This is a genomic window from Paenarthrobacter sp. CAP02, from assembly GCF_040137855.1.
Taxonomy (GTDB): domain Bacteria; phylum Actinomycetota; class Actinomycetes; order Actinomycetales; family Micrococcaceae; genus Arthrobacter.
In genome coordinates this window covers 100,086-118,706 of sequence record NZ_JBEEII010000008.1, presented here as the reverse complement: position 1 = coordinate 118,706, position 18,621 = coordinate 100,086, and the positions used below count along the sequence as shown (strand labels likewise).

15 protein-coding genes are annotated in these 18,621 nt (G+C 60.2%); 11 read left to right on the top strand and 4 right to left on the bottom strand.

Annotation, left to right across the window (positions count from 1 at the left end):
- Positions 1–49 precede the first annotated feature (49 nt).
- The 11 genes from ABHM97_RS14975 (at position 50) to ABHM97_RS14925 (ending at position 13,178) form a co-directional block, all read left to right on the top strand.
- Positions 50–1,063 (top strand): D-2-hydroxyacid dehydrogenase, encoded by a 1,014-nt coding sequence (locus ABHM97_RS14975; RefSeq protein ID WP_349471330.1) that lies wholly within the window; start codon positions 50–52, stop codon positions 1,061–1,063.
- A gap of 32 nt (positions 1,064–1,095) precedes the next feature.
- Positions 1,096–2,553, top strand: a complete 1,458-nt coding sequence (locus tag ABHM97_RS14970) for an APC family permease (RefSeq protein WP_349471329.1) — start codon at positions 1,096–1,098, stop codon at positions 2,551–2,553.
- Between the two features lie 27 nt (positions 2,554–2,580).
- Positions 2,581–3,591 (top strand): Gfo/Idh/MocA family oxidoreductase, encoded by a 1,011-nt coding sequence (locus ABHM97_RS14965; protein WP_349471328.1) that lies wholly within the window; start codon positions 2,581–2,583, stop codon positions 3,589–3,591.
- 314 nt (positions 3,592–3,905) lie between these two features.
- Positions 3,906–4,790: an ATP-binding cassette domain-containing protein gene (locus ABHM97_RS14960; protein WP_349471327.1), complete on the top strand. Its 885-nt coding sequence runs from the start codon at positions 3,906–3,908 to the stop codon at positions 4,788–4,790.
- Positions 4,787–5,785, top strand: coding sequence for an ABC transporter permease (locus ABHM97_RS14955; RefSeq protein WP_242633464.1), 999 nt, complete (start codon positions 4,787–4,789; stop codon positions 5,783–5,785). Before ABHM97_RS14960 ends, ABHM97_RS14955 begins: the two co-directional genes overlap by 4 nt.
- 68 nt (positions 5,786–5,853) lie before the next feature.
- The gene (locus ABHM97_RS14950) at positions 5,854–6,822 is read left to right on the top strand and encodes a sugar ABC transporter substrate-binding protein (RefSeq protein WP_349471326.1); all 969 of its coding nucleotides are present in this window, start codon (positions 5,854–5,856) and stop codon (positions 6,820–6,822) included.
- 134 nt (positions 6,823–6,956) lie between these two features.
- Complete coding sequence (locus tag ABHM97_RS14945) at positions 6,957–9,893, top strand: FAD-binding and (Fe-S)-binding domain-containing protein (RefSeq protein ID WP_349471325.1); 2,937 nt, start codon at positions 6,957–6,959, stop codon at positions 9,891–9,893.
- Positions 9,894–10,094, top strand: a complete 201-nt coding sequence (locus ABHM97_RS14940; RefSeq protein ID WP_349471324.1) for a hypothetical protein — start codon at positions 9,894–9,896, stop codon at positions 10,092–10,094.
- Positions 10,095–10,186: 92 nt separating this feature from the next.
- Positions 10,187–10,381: a hypothetical protein gene (locus tag ABHM97_RS14935; RefSeq protein ID WP_131134404.1), complete on the top strand. Its 195-nt coding sequence runs from the start codon at positions 10,187–10,189 to the stop codon at positions 10,379–10,381.
- 582 nt (positions 10,382–10,963) lie between these two features.
- The gene (locus ABHM97_RS14930; RefSeq protein WP_349471323.1) at positions 10,964–11,629 is read left to right on the top strand and encodes a TetR/AcrR family transcriptional regulator; all 666 of its coding nucleotides are present in this window, start codon (positions 10,964–10,966) and stop codon (positions 11,627–11,629) included.
- A gap of 85 nt (positions 11,630–11,714) precedes the next feature.
- Positions 11,715–13,178: an APC family permease gene (locus ABHM97_RS14925; protein WP_349471322.1), complete on the top strand. Its 1,464-nt coding sequence runs from the start codon at positions 11,715–11,717 to the stop codon at positions 13,176–13,178.
- An 11-nt stretch (positions 13,179–13,189) separates the two neighbouring features.
- Here ABHM97_RS14925 and ABHM97_RS14920 read toward each other — a convergent pair whose 3' ends face one another.
- The 4 genes from ABHM97_RS14920 to ABHM97_RS14905 form a co-directional block, all read right to left on the bottom strand.
- Positions 13,190–15,337, bottom strand: coding sequence for an amylo-alpha-1,6-glucosidase (locus tag ABHM97_RS14920; RefSeq protein WP_349471321.1), 2,148 nt, complete (start codon positions 15,335–15,337; stop codon positions 13,190–13,192).
- A gap of 640 nt (positions 15,338–15,977) precedes the next feature.
- Positions 15,978–16,298: a DMT family transporter gene (locus ABHM97_RS14915; protein WP_349471320.1), complete on the bottom strand. Its 321-nt coding sequence runs from the start codon at positions 16,296–16,298 to the stop codon at positions 15,978–15,980.
- A gap of 148 nt (positions 16,299–16,446) precedes the next feature.
- Positions 16,447–16,647 (bottom strand): SMR family transporter, encoded by a 201-nt coding sequence (locus tag ABHM97_RS14910; RefSeq protein WP_349471319.1) that lies wholly within the window; start codon positions 16,645–16,647, stop codon positions 16,447–16,449.
- A gap of 74 nt (positions 16,648–16,721) precedes the next feature.
- Positions 16,722–17,753: a DUF4192 domain-containing protein gene (locus tag ABHM97_RS14905; protein WP_349471318.1), complete on the bottom strand. Its 1,032-nt coding sequence runs from the start codon at positions 17,751–17,753 to the stop codon at positions 16,722–16,724.
- Between the last annotated feature and the right edge of the window lie 868 nt (positions 17,754–18,621).

Here is an 18,621-nt window from a genome sequence, read left to right as displayed (position 1 = left end):
ACGAGTTTTAGGGGCGCTTCTGCGGAAGCGCCCCGTGGAAGGAGAAAATGTGTCACGACCTAAAGTGATTGTCATCGTCCAGGAGGGCCGCCCGGTGCCCCCAGTGGAACGTCTGAAGGACGAAGCGGAGGTGGTGGTGGTCCGGACGGCGGAGGAATTCCGGGTTGCCCTGCCGGGGACGGAGATCCTGTTCCTCAACGATTTCCGGACGAAGCTCCTGCGTGAAGTGGGCCCCGGGGACTTGCGCTGGATCCACACTTCCAGCATCGGCGTCGACAGCCTCATGACCGAGGAGATCATCAACAGCGACATCGTGGTCAGCAATTCCCGTGGGGTATGCGAGCGTCCCATCGCTGAGTGGGTCCTTGGCGTGCTGCTGATGTTCACCAAGGACCTCCGCCGCACGATCGAGCTGCAGCAGGCGCGGACATGGCAGCACCGTGAGACCGAGCCGTTGCTGGGCCGCAAGGTCCTGGTGGTCGGCCCGGGACCGGTGGGGCGCGAAACTGTGCTGCTGCTGCGGGCGGCGGGCATGGATGTATCAGTGGTGGGCCGAACGGCTCGCGAGGACAAGCAGTTGGGCGCCATTGCCTCCTTTGACGAGCTGGATGCGCTCCTTGGAGAGGCCCAGGACGTGGTGCTGACTGTTCCCCTGACGGAGGAGACCCGTGGGCTGTTCAACGCTACCCGGTTCGACAAGATGCGTGCCGGTGCCCGCTTGGTCAACGTAGGACGCGGAGCCGTGGTGGTGGAGCAGGACCTCCTTGATGCCATTGATTCAGGGCACTTGGGTGCTGCGGCTTTGGATGTCTTTGAGAACGAGCCCTTGGCGGCTGAAAATCCCCTGTGGAGCCGCAAGAACATCCTGGTTTCCCCTCATGCCTCCGGGGACCTGATCGGGTGGCGCGGACGTGTGGTGGACTGCTTTGCAAAGAACCTGCAGCAGTGGAGGACTGGGCAGCCGCTGAGCGACGTTGTGGACCTCAAAAAGCTCGGCGGAAATGCTCCAAAAACGCTGTCTCAAGCTGGTACAGTACTGCCACAATCCGCGTCGGTAGTGTGATTCAGCACTCTAAATTTCGTGACGAGGATTACATGTCTAGCTCAACAAAAGGCAAGCCAATAACGCCTACCCAGACCCAGGAAAACAAGCTCAGCGGAAATATGGGGGTGGGCGAACTCGTGATGAACGTGCTCGCCTTTTCCTCCCCGTTGACTACAGTCGCCGGCACCCTGCCCGTGATGCTCCTCTTCAGCGGCCACACAGCTCCGGGAATCTACCTCCTGGTGACGCTGATGCTCCTGATCTTCTCTGTGGGATTCGTCAAGATGAGCAGGAGTGTCGAAGCTCCTGGCGGCTTTTACTCCTTTGTCACGGCCGGTCTTGGCAAGCCTGCGGGCTTGGGGGGCGCCCTACTGGCGCTCGTGGGATATATCTTCATCGGTTTCTTTGCGCCGTCACTGTTCGCCCTGACGCTGCAGAGCTTCGTGGTCAATACCCTCGGTGGCCCTGATATTCCTTGGTACTGGTACGGACTGGGCATCATTGCCATCACAACACTCCTGGCCTACAACCGGATCGACCTTTCCGCGAAAGTGCTGACGGTTGTAATGCTGCTCGAGTCCACCGTGGTCATCATTTTCGATGTTGCGGCGTTTGCCTCAGGAGATGTATCCCAAGGCGTCGGATTCTCCATGCCTTGGATAACCGACGCCGGATTGGGCCTTGCGCTGCTGTTTGCAGTTGGCAACTTCTTTGGTTTCGAAGCAACGGTCATCTACCGCGACGAGGTTAGGAATCCGGACCGGACGATTCCCCGGGCAACTTACCTGGCAGTCGTTGGCATCGGCTTGTTCTACGCAGTGGCCGCCTGGGCCTATACGGCATTCCTGGGAGCTGACAACGTCCAGGAAGAAGCCAAGGCCAACACGGTAAACCTGTTCAACGACGGCGCAACTGTGTTGGTTGGCAAGATCTTCGCGGACGTCGGGATTGTCCTGCTCATTACGTCCATCCTTGCTTCCATGCTTTCCATACAGAACATCGCGGCGCGATACAGCTTCTCGCTTGCCTCTGATGGGGCGCTTCCAAAGGTGCTGGGCAGGGTGCACCCCCGCCACAAGTCTCCCTACGTTTCAGCAGTGGGTGTGGGCCTTCTCTGGGCCGTGGCTACCGTGGTTTTCACTGTGGTGGGAGTTGCTCCTGAAGCTCTCTACCCGATCGCCAGCGGGAGCGGCACTTTCTCGGTCCTGCTGCTGATGTTCATCACTAGCTTTGCTGTATTGGTCTACTTTGTACGCCGCCGCAGCTTCGCTCCGGATTCCGTATGGAAGACCATTGTGGCGCCAATAGTCAGCGTGATCTTTCTCGGCTTGATCACCTACCTGGCTATTGCCAATTACCCGGAACTGATCGGCGGTTCCGCCCTAATGACAGCTATTTTCATGACCTTCACTTTCGCCTTGTTCATTGGCGGAATTCTCTACGCATACGTCCTGCGCCAAAAAAAGCCGGATGTTTATGCACGCTTGGGCCGGCAAAAAGTTGACTAATAGACATTTCAACATTGGAGACCTGCAGTGACGCAACAGATAAGGGTCGGCCTGTTCGGGACCGGCAGGATCGGCCAAGTACATGCCATGAGCTTGGCGACACTGGAAGAGGCAACGTTGGCCTGGGTGTGCGATCCCTTCATTGAGGGTGCCAAGCGAACAGCCGCCGAGTTCGGGGGCCGCGTGAGCGACGATCCCGGGGAAGTGTTTGCCTCTGGAGAAGTCGATGCAGTCATTGTGGCGTCTCCAACGACCACCCATGTGGAACTGATGGAGCAGGCGATCGACGCAGGCATCCCGGTGCTGTGCGAGAAACCCATCGACTTGGAGATCTCCCGCGTAGATGCACTCCGGGCGAAGGCAGCGGCAACCGACGTTCCCATAGCCTTGGGATTCAACAAGCGCTTCGACAGGCATTTCGTGGAGCTGAAACGTCGTGTGGCTGCCAACGAGATTGGAACCTTGGAGCAGCTGATCATCACCAGCCGGGACCCGGGTGAACCACCCGCGGCCTACCTGCCCCAATCCGGAGGTATTTTCCGGGACATGACCATCCACGACTTGGACATGGCCCGCTACTTCATCCCGGACATTGTCGAGGTGTCAGCCCAGGGTGCCAATGTATTTAGCGATGACATCCGCAAAGCGGATGATTTCGACTCGACCGTGGTCACCCTGCGGGGGTCCAAGGATGAACTCGTGACCATCCTCAACGCCCGGCATTCCGCCTATGGCTATGATCAGCGCATGGAGGCCTTCGGATCCGCGGGCTTGCTTCAGGTGTCCAACAAGAACGACAGCCTGGTCCGGCACTGGGGAGCCAGGACGGTGGAAGGGATGGGGCCGTACCAGAGCTTCTTCCTTGAGCGCTACGCGGAGGCGTACCGGCTTGAAGTAGCAGAGTTCCTGCGCGCTGTCCGCGGGCTTCCCTCGCGGAGTCCTGGCTTCGAGGACGGCCGTGCGGCTTTGATCCTCGCTGATGCTGCGGAGAAGTCCGCCCGGACCGGCGCCGCGATAGCCGTACACCTCTCCGCCTGACCCTGAACTGCCCGGCCTGGGCACGGATTCTTTCGCAACAATCCGTGCCCAGGCCGGGCTTTGCCCTTTAAGGGAAGTGAATTGTTTCCCGCGGCAACAGTTCAAGTCAATGCGGTGTTTCAAACTGGCACATCTGCAGCATTCTCCGATCCGTCAAAGTTCAAGTAAGTGAAACAGTGTGGCAAAGGTCACGCAGTTGAGGGGCTCCCTTGGAAATACCCCAACTCTGCAAAGTCAAACAACGTAGTTTGATGGGCCGACTGTCAGAGGTGTTTCACCGGTTCATTTGCATGGCCCTATCAAGCGAGGATGAGATGACCGACGCACCACCGGCGACAGTTCCACTTGTCGCCCTCAAGGACATACACAAGACATTCGGGGCGGTGTCCGCTTTGCGCGGAGTCAGCATCGATGTCATGCCCGGCGAAACCTTCGCACTTCTGGGAGATAACGCCGCCGGCAAGTCAACGCTTATGAAAGTGCTGACAGGCGTTTACCAACCTGACCGCGGCTCGATTGAGTTGGACGGGAAGCGGACCGAGTTCCCAACCCCTTCCGCTTCGCGCGACCAAGGCGTCGAGATGGTCTACCAAGACTTTGCCTTGGCAGACAACCTCGACGTCCGGACCAACATCTTCCTGGGGCGGGAGCCTCAAAAGAACATCCTTGGTCCGCTGCTGAGGATCATCGACAGGAAGAAGATGGAATCCGAGACCAAGCGGGTACTGGAACGCCTGGACATCCCCATCAACCCGCGCCTGAAGGTCAAGCGACTCTCAGGTGGCCAGAGGCAGGCCGTCGCGATCGGACGCGCCCTCGCCTTCGATGCACGCCTGATCATCATGGACGAGCCCACCGCGAACCTGTCGGTGGCCAAGGTGGACAAGCTCATCGAAGTAACCCAGCGCCTCAAGGACCTGGGCATCGCGGTGATCATCATTACCCACCGCCTCGACGAAGCCTTCGCAGTGGCAGACCGCTTCGCCGTCATGCGCCAAGGGCAAGTGGTTGGGCGGTTCCGGGTGGGTGAGGTTTCCGAAGCCCAAGTTGCCCACCTGATTTCCCACGGGACTCTGGACGACTATGTGGACACCGGCAGCGGCATCCCTGAGGAACGTCGCAAGATCGGAAGCACTTCATCGATGGAAACCGTTGATGCCCTGGCCGCGCGCGGTACTACGAACGGGAGCGACTCGTGAGCATCACCATGGACAATCTGAAGACCAAGCTGGGCCCCGCCGAGCTTAAGGAAGGCCTGACAGCAACGAAGGTCAAGCGCTTCATTGGCGATTACGGAATCATCATCCTGTTCGTGGTGATCCTGGTCTTCCTCGCAGCAGCGGCGCCGAACTTCCTTACCCTGAACAACATCGTGAACGTCGTCAGGCAGTCCTCCATTATCGGACTGATCGCACTGGGAATGACCTTCATCATGATCACGGCAGGAATCGACCTGTCGGTGGGCTCCGTAGTCGGTCTGGCTGGCATGACCTTCGCCCTGCTCGCTCCTGCCAGCGGCGGCGCCTTTTGGCTCCCGCTGATCGCCGGACTTGGCGTCGGGCTGTTGGTTGGTTTCCTGAGCGCGGCAATGGTTGTCTGGGGAGCCATCCTTCCCTTCCTGGCCACTTTGGCCACCATGGCAATAGCCCGCACAGCTGCATTGGTGATCACAGACGGGCAGGTTGTCTCCGGCCTGAGCGGACCGGCCGAGTGGCTGGGATCCGGCTTCATTGGGCCCGTCCCGGTACCCGTAATCATCTTCCTGGTGGCCGCCATCATCTGCGAATTCGTGCTGAGCCGAACCAAATTCGGCTCCCATGTCTACGCTGTGGGCGGCAATGAGGAATCGGCCAAGAAAGTCGGCATCTCCACCAGCCGCGTACTGTTCACCGTCTACCTCATTGGCGGCGTCACTGCCGCCCTTGGCGGACTCGTTCTCACCGCGCGGCTGGACGGCGCCGCACCGGTGGCAGGTACCGGCTACGAACTCCAGGTGATTGCCGCCGTCGTCATTGGCGGAACGAGCCTCTTTGGCGGCGTGGGTACCATCCGAGGAACCGTCATCGGCGTGCTTCTGCTGGGCGTGGTGATGAACGGTATGAACCTGATGGGCGTTTCCTCCTACTTCCAACAAGGCGTTCAGGGCGTGATCCTGGTCCTCGCCGTCCTGCTGAACCGCTGGAAGTCCGACTGATACGGCAACAAACAACGCATCACAGCAATCTCCCAACGCACAGACATAAACCACTGAAAGGAACAACCATGGGTATGCGACGTAAAATCGCCACGGCCGTCGCCATGATGGCTGCAGGAGCACTCACCCTCACCGGCTGTGCCGGTAGCAGCAACGCAACCAGCACCGGAGGGGCGGCCAAGAGCTACAACATTGGCGTTGTGGTCCTTGATCTGCAAGACCCGGACCTGGCCCACATGACCGACGCCATGAAGAAGACGGCGGAGGAAAAGGGCGTCAAGCTCAACATCACTGACTCCAAGAAGGATGTTGGCAGCGAACTGAATCAGGTTGAGGACCTGCTCACCCGCCAGGTGGACGCGGTCATCATGCAGCCGCTGGACGGCGATGCCAGCCAGAACGCAGCCAAGCGGGTCATTGCGGCCAACATTCCGCTGTTCATCCTTTCCACCGAGTTCGCCGACGGATCGAACGTCGGCTACAAGAGCTACATCGGCGTGGATGACACCGTGGCCGGCCAGATGCAGGCCGAATACCTCAACAAGCTGATGCCCAACGGCGGCAACCTGGTATTCGCCGCAGGCATCTACGGTGCATCGTGGACCGACCGCCGGAAGTCCGGCTTCGACAAGACCATTAATAAGAACTTCAAAATCGTGGCCGAATTCCAAGCCAAGGGTAGCCGGGATGACGCCAAGCGCAACATGGAGGACACCCTTCAGCGCTTCCCGTCCGGCCAGATTGACGCGGTTGTGGCCAACAACGACGAAATGGCCATCGGTGCGGCTTCCGCCATTGCCGATGCGGGACGCACTGCGGAGTTCAAGGCCGTGGTTGGAGTCGACGGTACCGATCCCGCGTTGCAGGACATCAAGGCGGGCACAATGTCTGCAACGGTGCGCCAGGACTCCGCGGGTCAGGGCGTAAAAGCCGTTGAGGTAGTGACGGACTTCCTCAACGGTGCCAACGTGGACAACCGCTACACTCTGCCGTTCACGCTCATCACCAAGGACAACCTGTCGGAGTTCCTGAAGTAACTCCCTGTCGGACACGGACGCAGTAACGGGCACAGTGGATCTCTCCGCTGTGCCCGTTCTGTTTTGGCACACTCCGGCAGGACGAGCACCTGCCTAAACTTCCAGCGGACCATAACGAATTGGAGAAGGCGAACATGCCCCACGGTGACCACGAAGACACGAAAGTTGAGCAGTTGCTGACCGCGTTGCGCGGGCAGGGCATCGAGGTGGATGACTCTCCGCGTCGGCTCTCCGAGTACTCCTACGATGCGTCCAACTACCGTGTCCGGCCTGCCGCCGTCGTCTTTCCGGCGAGTGTCGGCGATGTCAGGAAAGTGTTGCGCGCCTGTTCCACACTTGGCGTCCCGGTCACCGCGCGTGGCGGCGGAACGTCCATGGCAGGCAACGCAATCGGCCACTCCTTGGTGATCGACCTTTCGCGTCGTCTGACCTCCGTGGGAGAGCTCGACAGCGGTGCGGCGGCGGTCTGGGCGGACGCCGGCGTGGTCCTTGGTGAGCTGCGCTCCTACGTCGAGAACGCGAGCGGCGGGGAGTTGACCTTCGCGCCGGACCCTTCGTCCATGACCCGGGCCACCATTGGCGGCTCCATCGGCAACGATGCCTGCGGAAACCACTCGGTGGCCTACGGACGCATGACCCAGCATGTGCAGGAAGTGGAACTCGTGACGGCGGACGGAGCACACCTGCATGCGGGCAGGGACTTCCTGCGGGCCGTGGACGCGGGTGACCAGCACTCCGTTGCCCGGGCCGCGGAACTTCTTACGGGCCTGAAGGAGTTGGCCCAAGCCAACCTGGCCCCGCTGCGGGTTGAGCTGGGGAACATCCCCCGGCAGGTCTCCGGCTACCACCTGGGACACCTCCTACCTGAGAACGGCCTGGATGTGGCGGCCGCCTTGGCAGGCAGCGAAGGAACGTGTGCCCTGGTGGTCCGGGCCAAAGTGGGATTGGTGCCAAAGCCCCGGACCACGGCACTCTTGTGCCTTGGCTACGCGACCACCATCGATTCGGCCCGTGATGTGATGACCATCCTTGCGGCCAAGCCAAGCGCCATCGAAGGCCTGGACGCCTCGATTGTGGACATCATGCGCCACCGCCGGGGTGCCGCCAGCGTGGACTCCCTCCCGCAGGGCAAGGCGTTCCTGATGGTCGAGTTCCCGGCGGACAGCATCGACCAAGCCGCCTCGGATTGCGAACAGCTGCTGGAGAAACTCAAAGCCGACGGTCGGGTCCTGGACCATGCCCTTGTCACGGAGCCCCTGGAGCGCGCCAAACTCTGGCGGGTGCGCGAAGACGGTGCGGGACTCTCATCCCGGCGGATCGATGGAATCCAGACCTGGCCCGGCTGGGAAGACTCGGCGGTCGCGCCGGACCGCCTAGCCGACTATCTCGCGGAGTTGCTGCCCCTCGTGGAGAAATACGGCTACACCGCCTTCATGTATGGACACTTCGGGGCCGGCTGCGTGCACATGCGCCTGGACTATGACCTCCGCAGCGACACCGGCCGGGAGGCCTTCGAGAACTTCACCCGCGAAGCAGCGGCACTGGTGGTGGCCCACGGCGGCTCCCTGTCCGGCGAGCATGGTGACGGCCGGGCACGCAGCGAACTGCTGGACGTGATGTACTCGCCCACGATGCTGGCCATCTTCAAGGCGTTCAAACACCTCTGGGATCCTGCCGGAGTCCTCAACCCTGGAATCATCGTGAACCCCGAGCCCTTCGCTGTTTCGCTGGCTCTTGACGGCGCGCCCGAGCCGGGTGCGGCGGACGGTGAGCCCGCAGCGGTGCCGGGTGCCGACGTCGTACCTGCTTCAGCTGGCCACAGCCTGCTGCCGGTGGTGAGCCCCTTCGTCGGCAATACCCACGCGTGCATCGGGGTTGGGCGCTGCCGTGCGACCACCGGCGGCTTCATGTGTCCCAGCTACCGTGCCACCAAGGACGAGAAGGACTCCACGCGAGGCCGGGCCAGGGTCCTCCAGGAACTTACCCGCACCAAAGGCACCAGCCACGACGGGTGGTCAAACCCGGAGGTCCGGGAAGCTCTGGATTTATGTCTGTCCTGTAAGGCCTGCTCGTCTGACTGCCCCACTGGGGTGGATATCGCAGAGGCCAAGTCGGAGCTGGTGGATGAGCACTATCGCGGGAAAATCCGACCCTTTACACACTATTCCATCGGTTGGCTGCCGCGGTGGCTACCACTTTTGACGCGCATTGCGCCTATCGCCAACGCGGGGACCGGCTTCCGGCCGTTCCGGTGGGTGGGCGAAAAGTTGGGCATTAGCGCACGACGGCGGCTCCCAGCCTTTGCGGTGTCGGGCCGTATCCGGCGGCGGGTCGGCGAGGCAGAATTTACGGACAACGCAGACGTACTGCTCTTCATCGACAGCTTCACCCGCGCCTTCCGGCCCGAAGTGGTCCCGGCCGCTGCAAGGGTGCTGCGCGCATCGGGCAGTTTTGTGGGCTGCACACCCGACGCCTGCTGCGGACTGACGTGGATCTCCACCGGTCAACGCGGGGGAGCACGACGCCGGCTGGCCCGGTTGATCAGCAGGCTCGACGACGGCACGGACCGTGCCATCGTGGTGCTGGAACCTAGCTGCGCGGCGACGATCCGGGACGAGGGTCCCAAGATGGTGGGCGGTGCGGCGGCCGCGCGCGTGGCTGCCCGGGTCCGCTCGTTCTCCGTGGCTGTCGATGAGGCTATCAAACGTGGCTGGAAGCCGTCCGCCGTTCCCCCAAAAACGGCTGTCCTGCAAACCCATTGTCACGAGCATGCGGTATTCGGCTCGGGCGCCCAGAGACGGGTCCTGGAGGCGTGGGGCGTACCCAACGTCGTGGAGTCGTCCTCGTGCTGTGGAGTGGCCGGGAACTTTGGCTTTGAGGCCGAGCACTTCGACATGTCCATGAAGGTGGCCGATCACTCCATTGCGCCGGCGCTGGAGAGCAGTGACGGGCTTGTCCTCACCGACGGTTTCAGTTGTGCCATGCAGGTCTCGCAAATTGATCCGGAACGCTCCAGCAAGCATCTGGCGATTGCCTTGGATCCCTTGAGTGCCCGATGGACGGAGGACTAGGTGGCGTATCTCGGCATTTTCCTCATTCTGGTGGCGGCGGGGTTGCGTTTGGCAGGCGGGCATTTAGCCGGACCGTCCCGCGAACCCAGGGTGACGTCCAGCTTCCGTGGCGTCCACGCTGTTCCCTTGGGAGCTGCTGCTTTCCTGGTGGCTGCCAGTGGGGTCTTTATCTTCGCTGTGGGCATCAGCGTAGACGGTTGAGCCGTGTCTCAAACTGACACGGTTGCTTCGGGGTCCCGTGACAGATGCTGGAAGTGACCCAATAGCCCCATTACTTTTGAGAGTTGATCTCGATGATGAACAGGAAGCTCGCGCAGGGACGGCATGTCGAATGGTTGCGGGCATCGGCACACTTCAATGAAACCGATCTCGGTGAACGGACCGACCTTCAGCTGAAGCGCTCCGGGAAACTCGTTCACCGTCTCCTCCAGGACATGGCAGGAGGCCGCGACAGCGACGCCTCACCGTGGCCCACGCCGGGCACCTAGCCCCTCAAGCTGCGGGTCCGTAGCGCTTGTTCCTGGCACTGTGTCCAAGCGCTACGGCCCGCTTTCCTTACGCCAGGAGGCAGAGTTGGGCATTCGTGGATCCGCGGGCATGGCAGCCTCCCCGCTAGCGGCGTCCGGCGCCTGGGAGGGCTCGCCAACGTCCTACGTGTTGCCTGTCGAATTCGGCGGTTTCGCGGGGCCGGACCTGGCTACGGCTTGCCTGCTCCTCGATATGCCGCCGCGAACTTTGATCAGGCGCCTGTGCAGGACCAAGCACACCGTCAGGTCGTTCGCTGCGCCCGCGGCCTCCGCCCTGATAGAGATTCCGTGGGGGAGGCATTGGCACCAAATGGCCTACGCCGGCAGACGGGTTAAAGCCGTGCCCCAGGGCTCCCTTACCCTTTCTGTCGTAGGCGTCACTCTCACCAGCTGCGACGGGTACACGGATGACCTCGTGGTGGGACGGGTACGGGAGTGCTTTGCTGACTGTCTCATTGGTAGTGGGGACTCTGTATGGTTTAGGTCTTCTCAACCTAACGACTGTTAGTTAGACTCATTCCGTTACGACCCTTTAAGGATGAAATGAGTCCATCTCCGCGTGAGCAGGCGAACGCTGCTGTTCGGGAATTCCTATCCAAGCGTGACTGGGCGGCGCAGACGCCCGCAAGGAAGCGGATCCTCGTAGCCTTCCTCCGGCTGGCCGCCACCAATGGTTACAACTCGGTGAGCATGCGTACGCTGGGCCGCGAGCTGGGCCTGAAGGCGCCAAGCCTTTATTCCAGTTTTCCGCAAGGCAGGGACCAGATTGTGGCAGAGGCCCTCCTCTGGTTTACCCACGGCTTCGCCCGTGACCTCCTTGATGAAGTGCAAGAATCTCCGTGTGCGGGAGACTACTGGGCGGCCCTTGTCCGTTTCCATGTCGCCCAGCAAGTGAGCACGCCCGAAGCTGATCTTTGGAATCTCCTGGTTGCTTCGGACAAGGTGGCAGGGTTCCTAGGTCAAGAACTGCGTGAAGAGCTGGCCTTTTGGCATAGCCTGCACGAGGAGATGTATACAGCTGCGGCCGAAGAAATGGGACTCGCCGTCACGCGGCAAACAATCCAAGCCATTTTTACGCTGCTCGACGGGGCCGCTCACTGGTCCGCTTGGGACGGCACGGTGGCGCATCTGGAAAAGCTGGCGGACCACGGGGTGGCCCTCAGCCGTTCCTTGCTTGAGGCGGGGACCCAAAGCCCGGCGGGGGCATAGCCAGGCTGTCCCAACATGACACAACTCCCTTCCGTGGCCCGTCGATACTGTGATTCAGAACTCAATATTCAGTGATGAGGATTACATGAACAACACCACGCTCGAGGCACCAAGATTATCGCGTCAGACCCATGAGCACCGGCTCAGCGGCAACATGGGAGTGGGCGAGCTCGTCATGAACGTGCTCGCTTTCTCTTCACCTCTGGCCACAGTGGCCGGAACACTCCCGGTCCTGCTAATGTTCAGCGGGCAAACCGCACCTGCCATCTACTTGCTTGTGACGCTCATGCTGCTGATCTTCTCGGTGGGATTCGTCAAGATGAGCCGGAGCGTCCAAGGCCCGGGTGGCTTCTACTCCTTTGTCACAGCTGGACTGGGCAAGCCTGCTGGCCTCGGGGGCGCCTTCCTGGCACTGTTTGGCTACATCTTTATCGGCTTCTTCGCGCCATCATTCTTCGGGGTGACGCTTCAGGGGTTCGTTCTTAACACTCTCGGCGGTCCGGACATCCCTTGGTACTGGTATGCGTTGGCCATTACAGCCCTGACTACTGTGCTGGCCTACAACCGCATAGATTTGTCGGCCAAGCTGCTGACAATCGTGATGTTGCTTGAAGTGGCGATCATCGTGGTGTTCGATGTCGTTTCGTTCTCGGCCAACGGACTAGGGGCAGTGCAAAGTGCAGGGTTCGCCCTGCCGTCCATCACCGACGCAACCCTTGGCCTGGCGCTGCTTTTCGCCGTTGGCAACTTCTTCGGGTTCGAAGCCACCGTTATTTACCGGGACGAGGTCAAGAACCCCGACAAGACCATCTCTCGTGCCACATATTTGGCCGTGGCAGGCATCGGCATCTTCTATGCGGTTGCAGCCTGGGCCTTCATCGCCTTCTTCGGCGCCGACAAGATCCAGTCCGAGGCAGCGAACAACACGGTGAATCTCTTCAATGACGCACTCGTCGGCCTTATGGGACGTATCTTCGCCGACGTCGCCGTCATCCTGCTCATCACGTCCGTCTTGGCTTGCATGCTGTCCATCCAGAACATTGCCGCCAGGTACAGCTTTGCGTTGGCCTCGGACCACGCGTTGCCTTCCTTCTTGGGCAGGGTGCATCCCAAGCACAAGTCGCCGTACGCCTCTGCACTGGCCGTAGGTGTTGTGTGGGCGGGAGCAATCGTGCTGTTTACAGTCATAGGGGTGGCTCCGGAGGTGCTCTATCCGGTTGCCAGCGGTAGCGGAACTTTCGCCGTACTGCTTCTGATGTTCATCACGAGCTTCGCTGTGCTGGTGTACTTCATCCGCCGCCGCGGCTTCGCTCCGGAATCGTTGTGGAAGACGGTCATAGCACCTTTCATCAGCGTTCTGTTCCTTGGTGCCATCACCTACCTGGCAATCGCCAACTACCCTGAGCTCATCGGTGGATCGGCGGTCCTGACCGTCGTCTTCATGGCCTTCACCTTCGCGCTTTTCTTCGGCGGAATCGTTTACGCCTTTTTCCTGCGGGCAAAGCGTCCCGACATCTACGCGCGGCTTGGCCGGCAGAAGATCGACTGATTCGAACTCCTCTATAGACCTCTGTCCGGGTCACCTTCCATGAGATCGCCTACCCATGGAAGGTATCCCCGGTGGAAGGCCATTCCCTCCGGCAGCCCGTCTACGGAAACCGATGAGCCGGAAATGTTGATATTAATCCGGCCCTCACCGATCGGCGCGTTGGCGATGTGCAAATCGCCGTAACTTTCTGGAAGGACAGGGTCCATCCAAATGCCACCCTGGGATACATCGGGATCGTAGCGCATGAGCGTGGACACCAGCATTATGGGTGTGGTGGCGGCCCAAGCCTGGGGCGAGCAGGCAGTGGGGTAGGGTACGGGAGCTGAGAACGCCTCGCGACTGAAGCCACAGAACAATTCTGGCAGCCGACCGTCCGAGAACTCTGCAGCCTCCAGCAGTGCCGTCGAGATACGCTGTGCTTCCTCCACGAAGCCATAGCGCATAAGGCCCACCTGAATAATGGCGTTGTCGTGCGGCCAGACAGATCCGTTATGGTAGCTGACGGGGTTATAAGCGTCCATGTCGTCAGCCAGGGTACGCACCCCCCAGCCGCTGAACATTTGATCGGACATCAGGTGCTCTACTACGCCGGGTGCCTTGTCGTCGTCGATAATGCCGGTGGCCAGACAGTGTCCCATGTTGGAGGCGCAGGCATCGACCGGGCGCTTGTGGCCGTCCAGGGCGATTGCAAAGTAGCCCTTGTCCGGCAACCAAAACCGGTCATTGAACTGCTGCTTCAGGCGTAGAGCGCGAGCGCGGAGTTGGGCCGCTTTGGCCTCGTCGCCGACCTCATGCGCCATCCAAGCCGATGCTAAACATGCGCTGTAAACATAGCCCTGCACCTCGCTCAGCGCTATTGGGCCTTCGGCCAGGGTTCCGTCGGCGAAGTTAATGCCGTCCCATGAGTCTTTCCATCCTTGGTTGATGAGGCCTCTATCGTTACGGCGGGCGTATTCGACAAAGCCGTCTCCATCTCTGTCGCCGTAATTCCAGATCCAGTCCATGGCCCGGTCCGCATGGGGCTGCAGGTCAGCTATGGTCTCTTTTGCGAAACCCCATCGGCTGACTTCGCCCAATACCATCAGAAATAGCGGCGTAGCATCGACACTTCCGTAGTACGCCGGCTTTCCGCCAAGGGCAAGGCCACTGGACACGTCCAGACGTACCTCGTGAAGGATCTTTCCGGGTTCTTCCTCGCTCAGGGGATCTACGACACTGCCTTGCAGGTCCGCTAGCGTTTGCAAAGTACCCAGTGCCAAAGAGGGATCGACCGGGAGTGCCATTGTCGAGGCCCAGAGAGAGTCCCGCCCGAAGAGGGCCATGAACCACGGCGCCCCTGCGGCAACTACCACGCGCTCGGGATGCTTAGGGTCCTCGATCCGTAATGCCCCCAAATCTTCGTAGCTGCGCCGCAGTGTTCGTTCGATGGACCGATTGCCCATATGCACCAGGGGGATTTTGGCCACCCACTCCTGCCTGCGACGGTCGCTTGGCGAGAGGGTCTCTTTGTCGAAGTGCACACGGGGCAGAGCGCCTTCCACGCCCCACGGCGCCACCCTAAGCTGCACGTTCCATTCTCCGTGCGGAGGGACGCTCATCCTGTACGTCACGGCCTCTGGTGTCACCACTGCAGCGGGGCCTCCGTCGATATTGACGCCCTTGGCAATTTCCTGCCACGTTGCCCGGATGATCAGCGAGTGGGCCTCCACTTGCCTGGTTTCCTGCCAAGTGCGCTGCACGCGCGACTCCTTCACTTCGAAGAGGTCCGCAAAATCTGACTCAACTTCCAGCGCGATGACACATTCCTCGGGCAGTCCAGAATAATTCCGGACGGTGATCTGCTCGGTGATGCCAGTGCCCACTTCCCGGAGTCGTTCCACGACCAGCGGGCTGTCTGCCCTCGCGTCCCGGCGTGGTACTCGACCCACTATGAGAACCCGGTAAGGCTGTTTGACGTCCGATGCAAGTGCCTCAACGGGCTGTCCGTTCACCGAGAGCTTCCAACAGGACAGGATGCGTGTGTCTTCGTAGAAAAGCCCATGCGGGAGGCCGGGAACTATGTCCCCATTGGGTAGCGAGATGCAGAAGTTGGATCCTTCCACCAGCGTGACGGCCGGGCCCAATGCTCCGGCCGCCGTGTCAGCATTCCACCCAGCCATTGCGGCTCCTTTGAGGATCGACATCGGAGTGGTTGTTCACGGATGCCCACCGTCACCGTGCTATCTGATGCCTCGTCGTCAGTATTTCTGACGCTACGCTTGTCGTCGCGCGGCTACCAGCCCTCAGCTGGCTCATAGTACGGGTTTGGTAAGCCAGTCTCCGGGGCAGTGTGGGATAGCGCAGTCGTGCATGGAAGTTCGTAGGTGCCAAGGAGTGCTTGGGTGACTCTTCGGGCTTGCGCTACACAGTACATCGACCGGATGAACCAGCTACCGAATCGACCGTACGAGGGTTTTAACGTTCCGGAAATGCGGAATGTCAACAGTGGAAATCTTTGCCTCATAGGTTTGAGTCAACGCCGGAAGGGCTGCAAAATTCGAGTTGAATCGTACTGGAAGGGTCTGGACTGTGAAGTCTCGAAACTTGGCTTCCCGTGGGGCTGTTGAGTCGAAGTCTCGAAACTCGGCGACCAACGAATCAGGTGCGTCGTGGTCAGGAGTGCGTGAAACGGCTGATGTTGCGCGAATGTTTATAGGGCCGTATGACGAAGCCTGCCAACGACCCGAATGCTTTTGCCTGAAATCCCGCTAGTAGCTGATGTCGTGGGCGCGGCCCAGTCTTCCTTGGTTGCTTCGGCGTTTAGTGTGCGAGACCCGCGCCGATTTCGACCACCAAAACTCCGGCTCCGATGAGCATTATCCCGACTGCCGTGAGTGGTTCGTTGAAGAAGATGCGGGCCGAGACTGCCGTGAGTGCCACACCACAGGCTACCCAGATTCCATACCCCACACCAAGAGCAATCCCCTCGCTTAACGCCAGGCTAAGGAAGACGAAAGCAGAAATATAGCCGGCAACTATGGGAATTAGCCAGAGTTTCTTCTTCAGTCCTTCCGAAGCCCGCAAGGACATGGTGGCACTAGCTTCCGTTACGATGGCCAGGCTCAGGAAAACCCAGCTCATAGCGCATCTTTCGCTTCTTGGAGGCGCTTGGCCTTCTGCGATCCAAGCTCGACTGTTACGACGCCCGCGAGGATACACAGCATGCCGAGCCCCATCAGCAAAGTATGGGTCTCGTCAAAGATAAGAGCGGACAAAATAGCCGTGGTGGTTACTCCGCCTGCCCCCAGGCGCCGTAGGCAACGCTGATGGACATGCCGAGGCGCAGGCATATTGTCAGCAGTCCGAATGCTGCGATGTAGCCGACGACGACCAGCCCGTACCAGCCTGGCGCTTCTATGGCGGCTTTGAGGGCGAGGGTGGCGCTCACCTCTGTGAGGATGGCACCGCCGAGTGATAGCCATTTCTTCACTCTGCTTCTCCGCCCCGGGTCATCTCCATCAGTTGCGCCAAAATGGCGGATCGATCGGCTGCGCTTGGCCTAAGTCATGGCATGTTCAAGCCGTTTCGGTAGGCGGTGTTTTTGTTGGTGTTCCAGCCTGCGATGATGCCGGCGCCGAGCATGTGGTCGGTGAGGCGTGCGAAGCGGTAGCCGGGATCAGTGTCGAGGGCGAGCTGGAGATACTGATGTGCTTTGGATCCTCGGCCTTCCCACCAGTTGATGTAGCCGATGGTGGTGAGGATTGGTGCTGCGTGTTGTGGGCTGGTTCTGGTGTAGGCGTGGAGGAGGAGTTGTTGGGCCCATTCGACGCGTGACCACTGGGGTGCGGTCGCGGTTTGGGCGAAGAGGATGTGTTGGGGTGGTTCGTTGATGCCGGGGATGTCTGCCATGAGCCGGTCGCGGATGTGGGGGAATTGGAAGTACGCGATCAGCGTGGCGCAGTCCTCGTCGGTGGGGAAGTCGTTTGAGTCGAGCATGCCTGTCCAGAGTTGGCTGGCTTGTAGCGCTGCTTGATGGGGTGCCTGGGCGCGGATGGTGTTCATGCGGTTTTCGACGGCTATGGCGTGGTCTGCGTCGCGGGTTGGCACGGGGAGGACGATTCGGTTGGTGGGTTCGATGGTGCTGCCGCGGTAGATGAATTCGGCGTTGACTCGGCTGAATTCGGTGGTGCTGATGGGCAGGCTGATGTCCTGGCCTGGTTCGCTGTCGTAGGGGGAGTAGGTGTCGTCGCTGACGAAGATGCCCTCGCGGATGGTGATGCCGTTTTCGGCGAGGACTCCGGTCAGCGCGGCGATGGTTGCTGCGTGCGGTTTTGGCTGGCCAGGTTGGCAGGGCTGGGAGGTGTAGAGGGCGAAGACGATGCTCGAAGCTTGGGTATCGCTGGTGAGATAACTGCTGACGGTTCGGGCGTAGGGGAGTTCTGTTCCGGGTTGGCGGGGGAGGTCGATGCGGAGGGTGGCGCCGACCTTGCCTTGGTCCAGCGTGATGCAGACAAGGCTTTCTTGGGGCCAGAACCCGAGGGTGTGCCCGATGAAGCTGAGTAGGTCTGCTGGGTCTTTGATGGTGAGTGCATTCATGGTCCTTTTCCTTTGCGCGTCCGTTGCATTTATTGGTCGTTGGGCTGTTCGTATAGGAGACATGTCCGCTGGGCTCGGGGAGGGAGCTTGACTTGGGGGACAGAGCAGGTCCGGAAAAGTTCGGACGGGCCCAGTGGAGCAGGGAGCGTCGAGCGAAGTTTCCAGATCGACGCTGGATTGTCAGCGTCTTGGATGCGCCGAGGCCCACCCATCCATGTTCTGGCTATCAGATGACAAATAGCGTTGTTGCTTCTGGCTATCCATGGGCAGGCTTGGGCAGGGCGTCATGACGAAAGCGGCCCTGTTCGTAGGTGTGCCGTCGCTTGGCTGGATCGCTGTCCAGGATGCGGCGGGCGGGGCTGCTTCCGGTCCGACATATGCGGTGTTATCGGCACCTGCATGACTTGACTCCAGTTGCAAGCCAGCACGCTGGTTGCCGGATTGACTACTAATTCGCACTAGTGACTATTAGAGAAGCGGAAATCGTCGCTCGGAGAGAACTGACTCCGGCATTTGAGCATACTAAGGAACGTGCCTAAGGGCTTAGATTCCAAAATGAGTTAGTCAGACAGTAATATCGTTGGCACTATTTCACAGAACACTCAAAAGACGTCCATTTGATTAGTTCGGCAACAGGCGGCCTTGACCTCCTTAAGCAAAACGTCATCACATCGCTCGGGAGTGACATAGATGAGTGCTCACATCGCGCATTGTCAGTGACCTGCAGTACTGCGATTCGTTTGTAGGAGATACGCAGAATGGCTTGGTTAGGCCACTTGTTCCGTTACCCGTACCGTAACTTGATTTTGAATTATGTCTGAAATGGATCTAAACTCACGTTGACAAGCATGTCCAAACTTGCGTGATC

Coding starts and splice junctions, on each gene's coding strand:
- ABHM97_RS14970 (WP_349471329.1), top strand. CDS start 1,096: ATGTCTAGCTCAACAAAAGGCAAGCCAATAACGCCTACCCAGACCCAG.
- ABHM97_RS14960 (WP_349471327.1), top strand. CDS start 3,906: ATGACCGACGCACCACCGGCGACAGTTCCACTTGTCGCCCTCAAGGAC.
- ABHM97_RS14950 (WP_349471326.1), top strand. CDS start 5,854: ATGGGTATGCGACGTAAAATCGCCACGGCCGTCGCCATGATGGCTGCA.
- ABHM97_RS14945 (WP_349471325.1), top strand. CDS start 6,957: ATGCCCCACGGTGACCACGAAGACACGAAAGTTGAGCAGTTGCTGACC.
- ABHM97_RS14935 (WP_131134404.1), top strand. CDS start 10,187: ATGATGAACAGGAAGCTCGCGCAGGGACGGCATGTCGAATGGTTGCGG.
- ABHM97_RS14930 (WP_349471323.1), top strand. CDS start 10,964: ATGAGTCCATCTCCGCGTGAGCAGGCGAACGCTGCTGTTCGGGAATTC.
- ABHM97_RS14925 (WP_349471322.1), top strand. CDS start 11,715: ATGAACAACACCACGCTCGAGGCACCAAGATTATCGCGTCAGACCCAT.
- ABHM97_RS14920 (WP_349471321.1), bottom strand. CDS start 15,337: ATGGCTGGGTGGAATGCTGACACGGCGGCCGGAGCATTGGGCCCGGCC.
- ABHM97_RS14915 (WP_349471320.1), bottom strand. CDS start 16,298: ATGAGCTGGGTTTTCCTGAGCCTGGCCATCGTAACGGAAGCTAGTGCC.
- ABHM97_RS14905 (WP_349471318.1), bottom strand. CDS start 17,753: ATGAATGCACTCACCATCAAAGACCCAGCAGACCTACTCAGCTTCATC.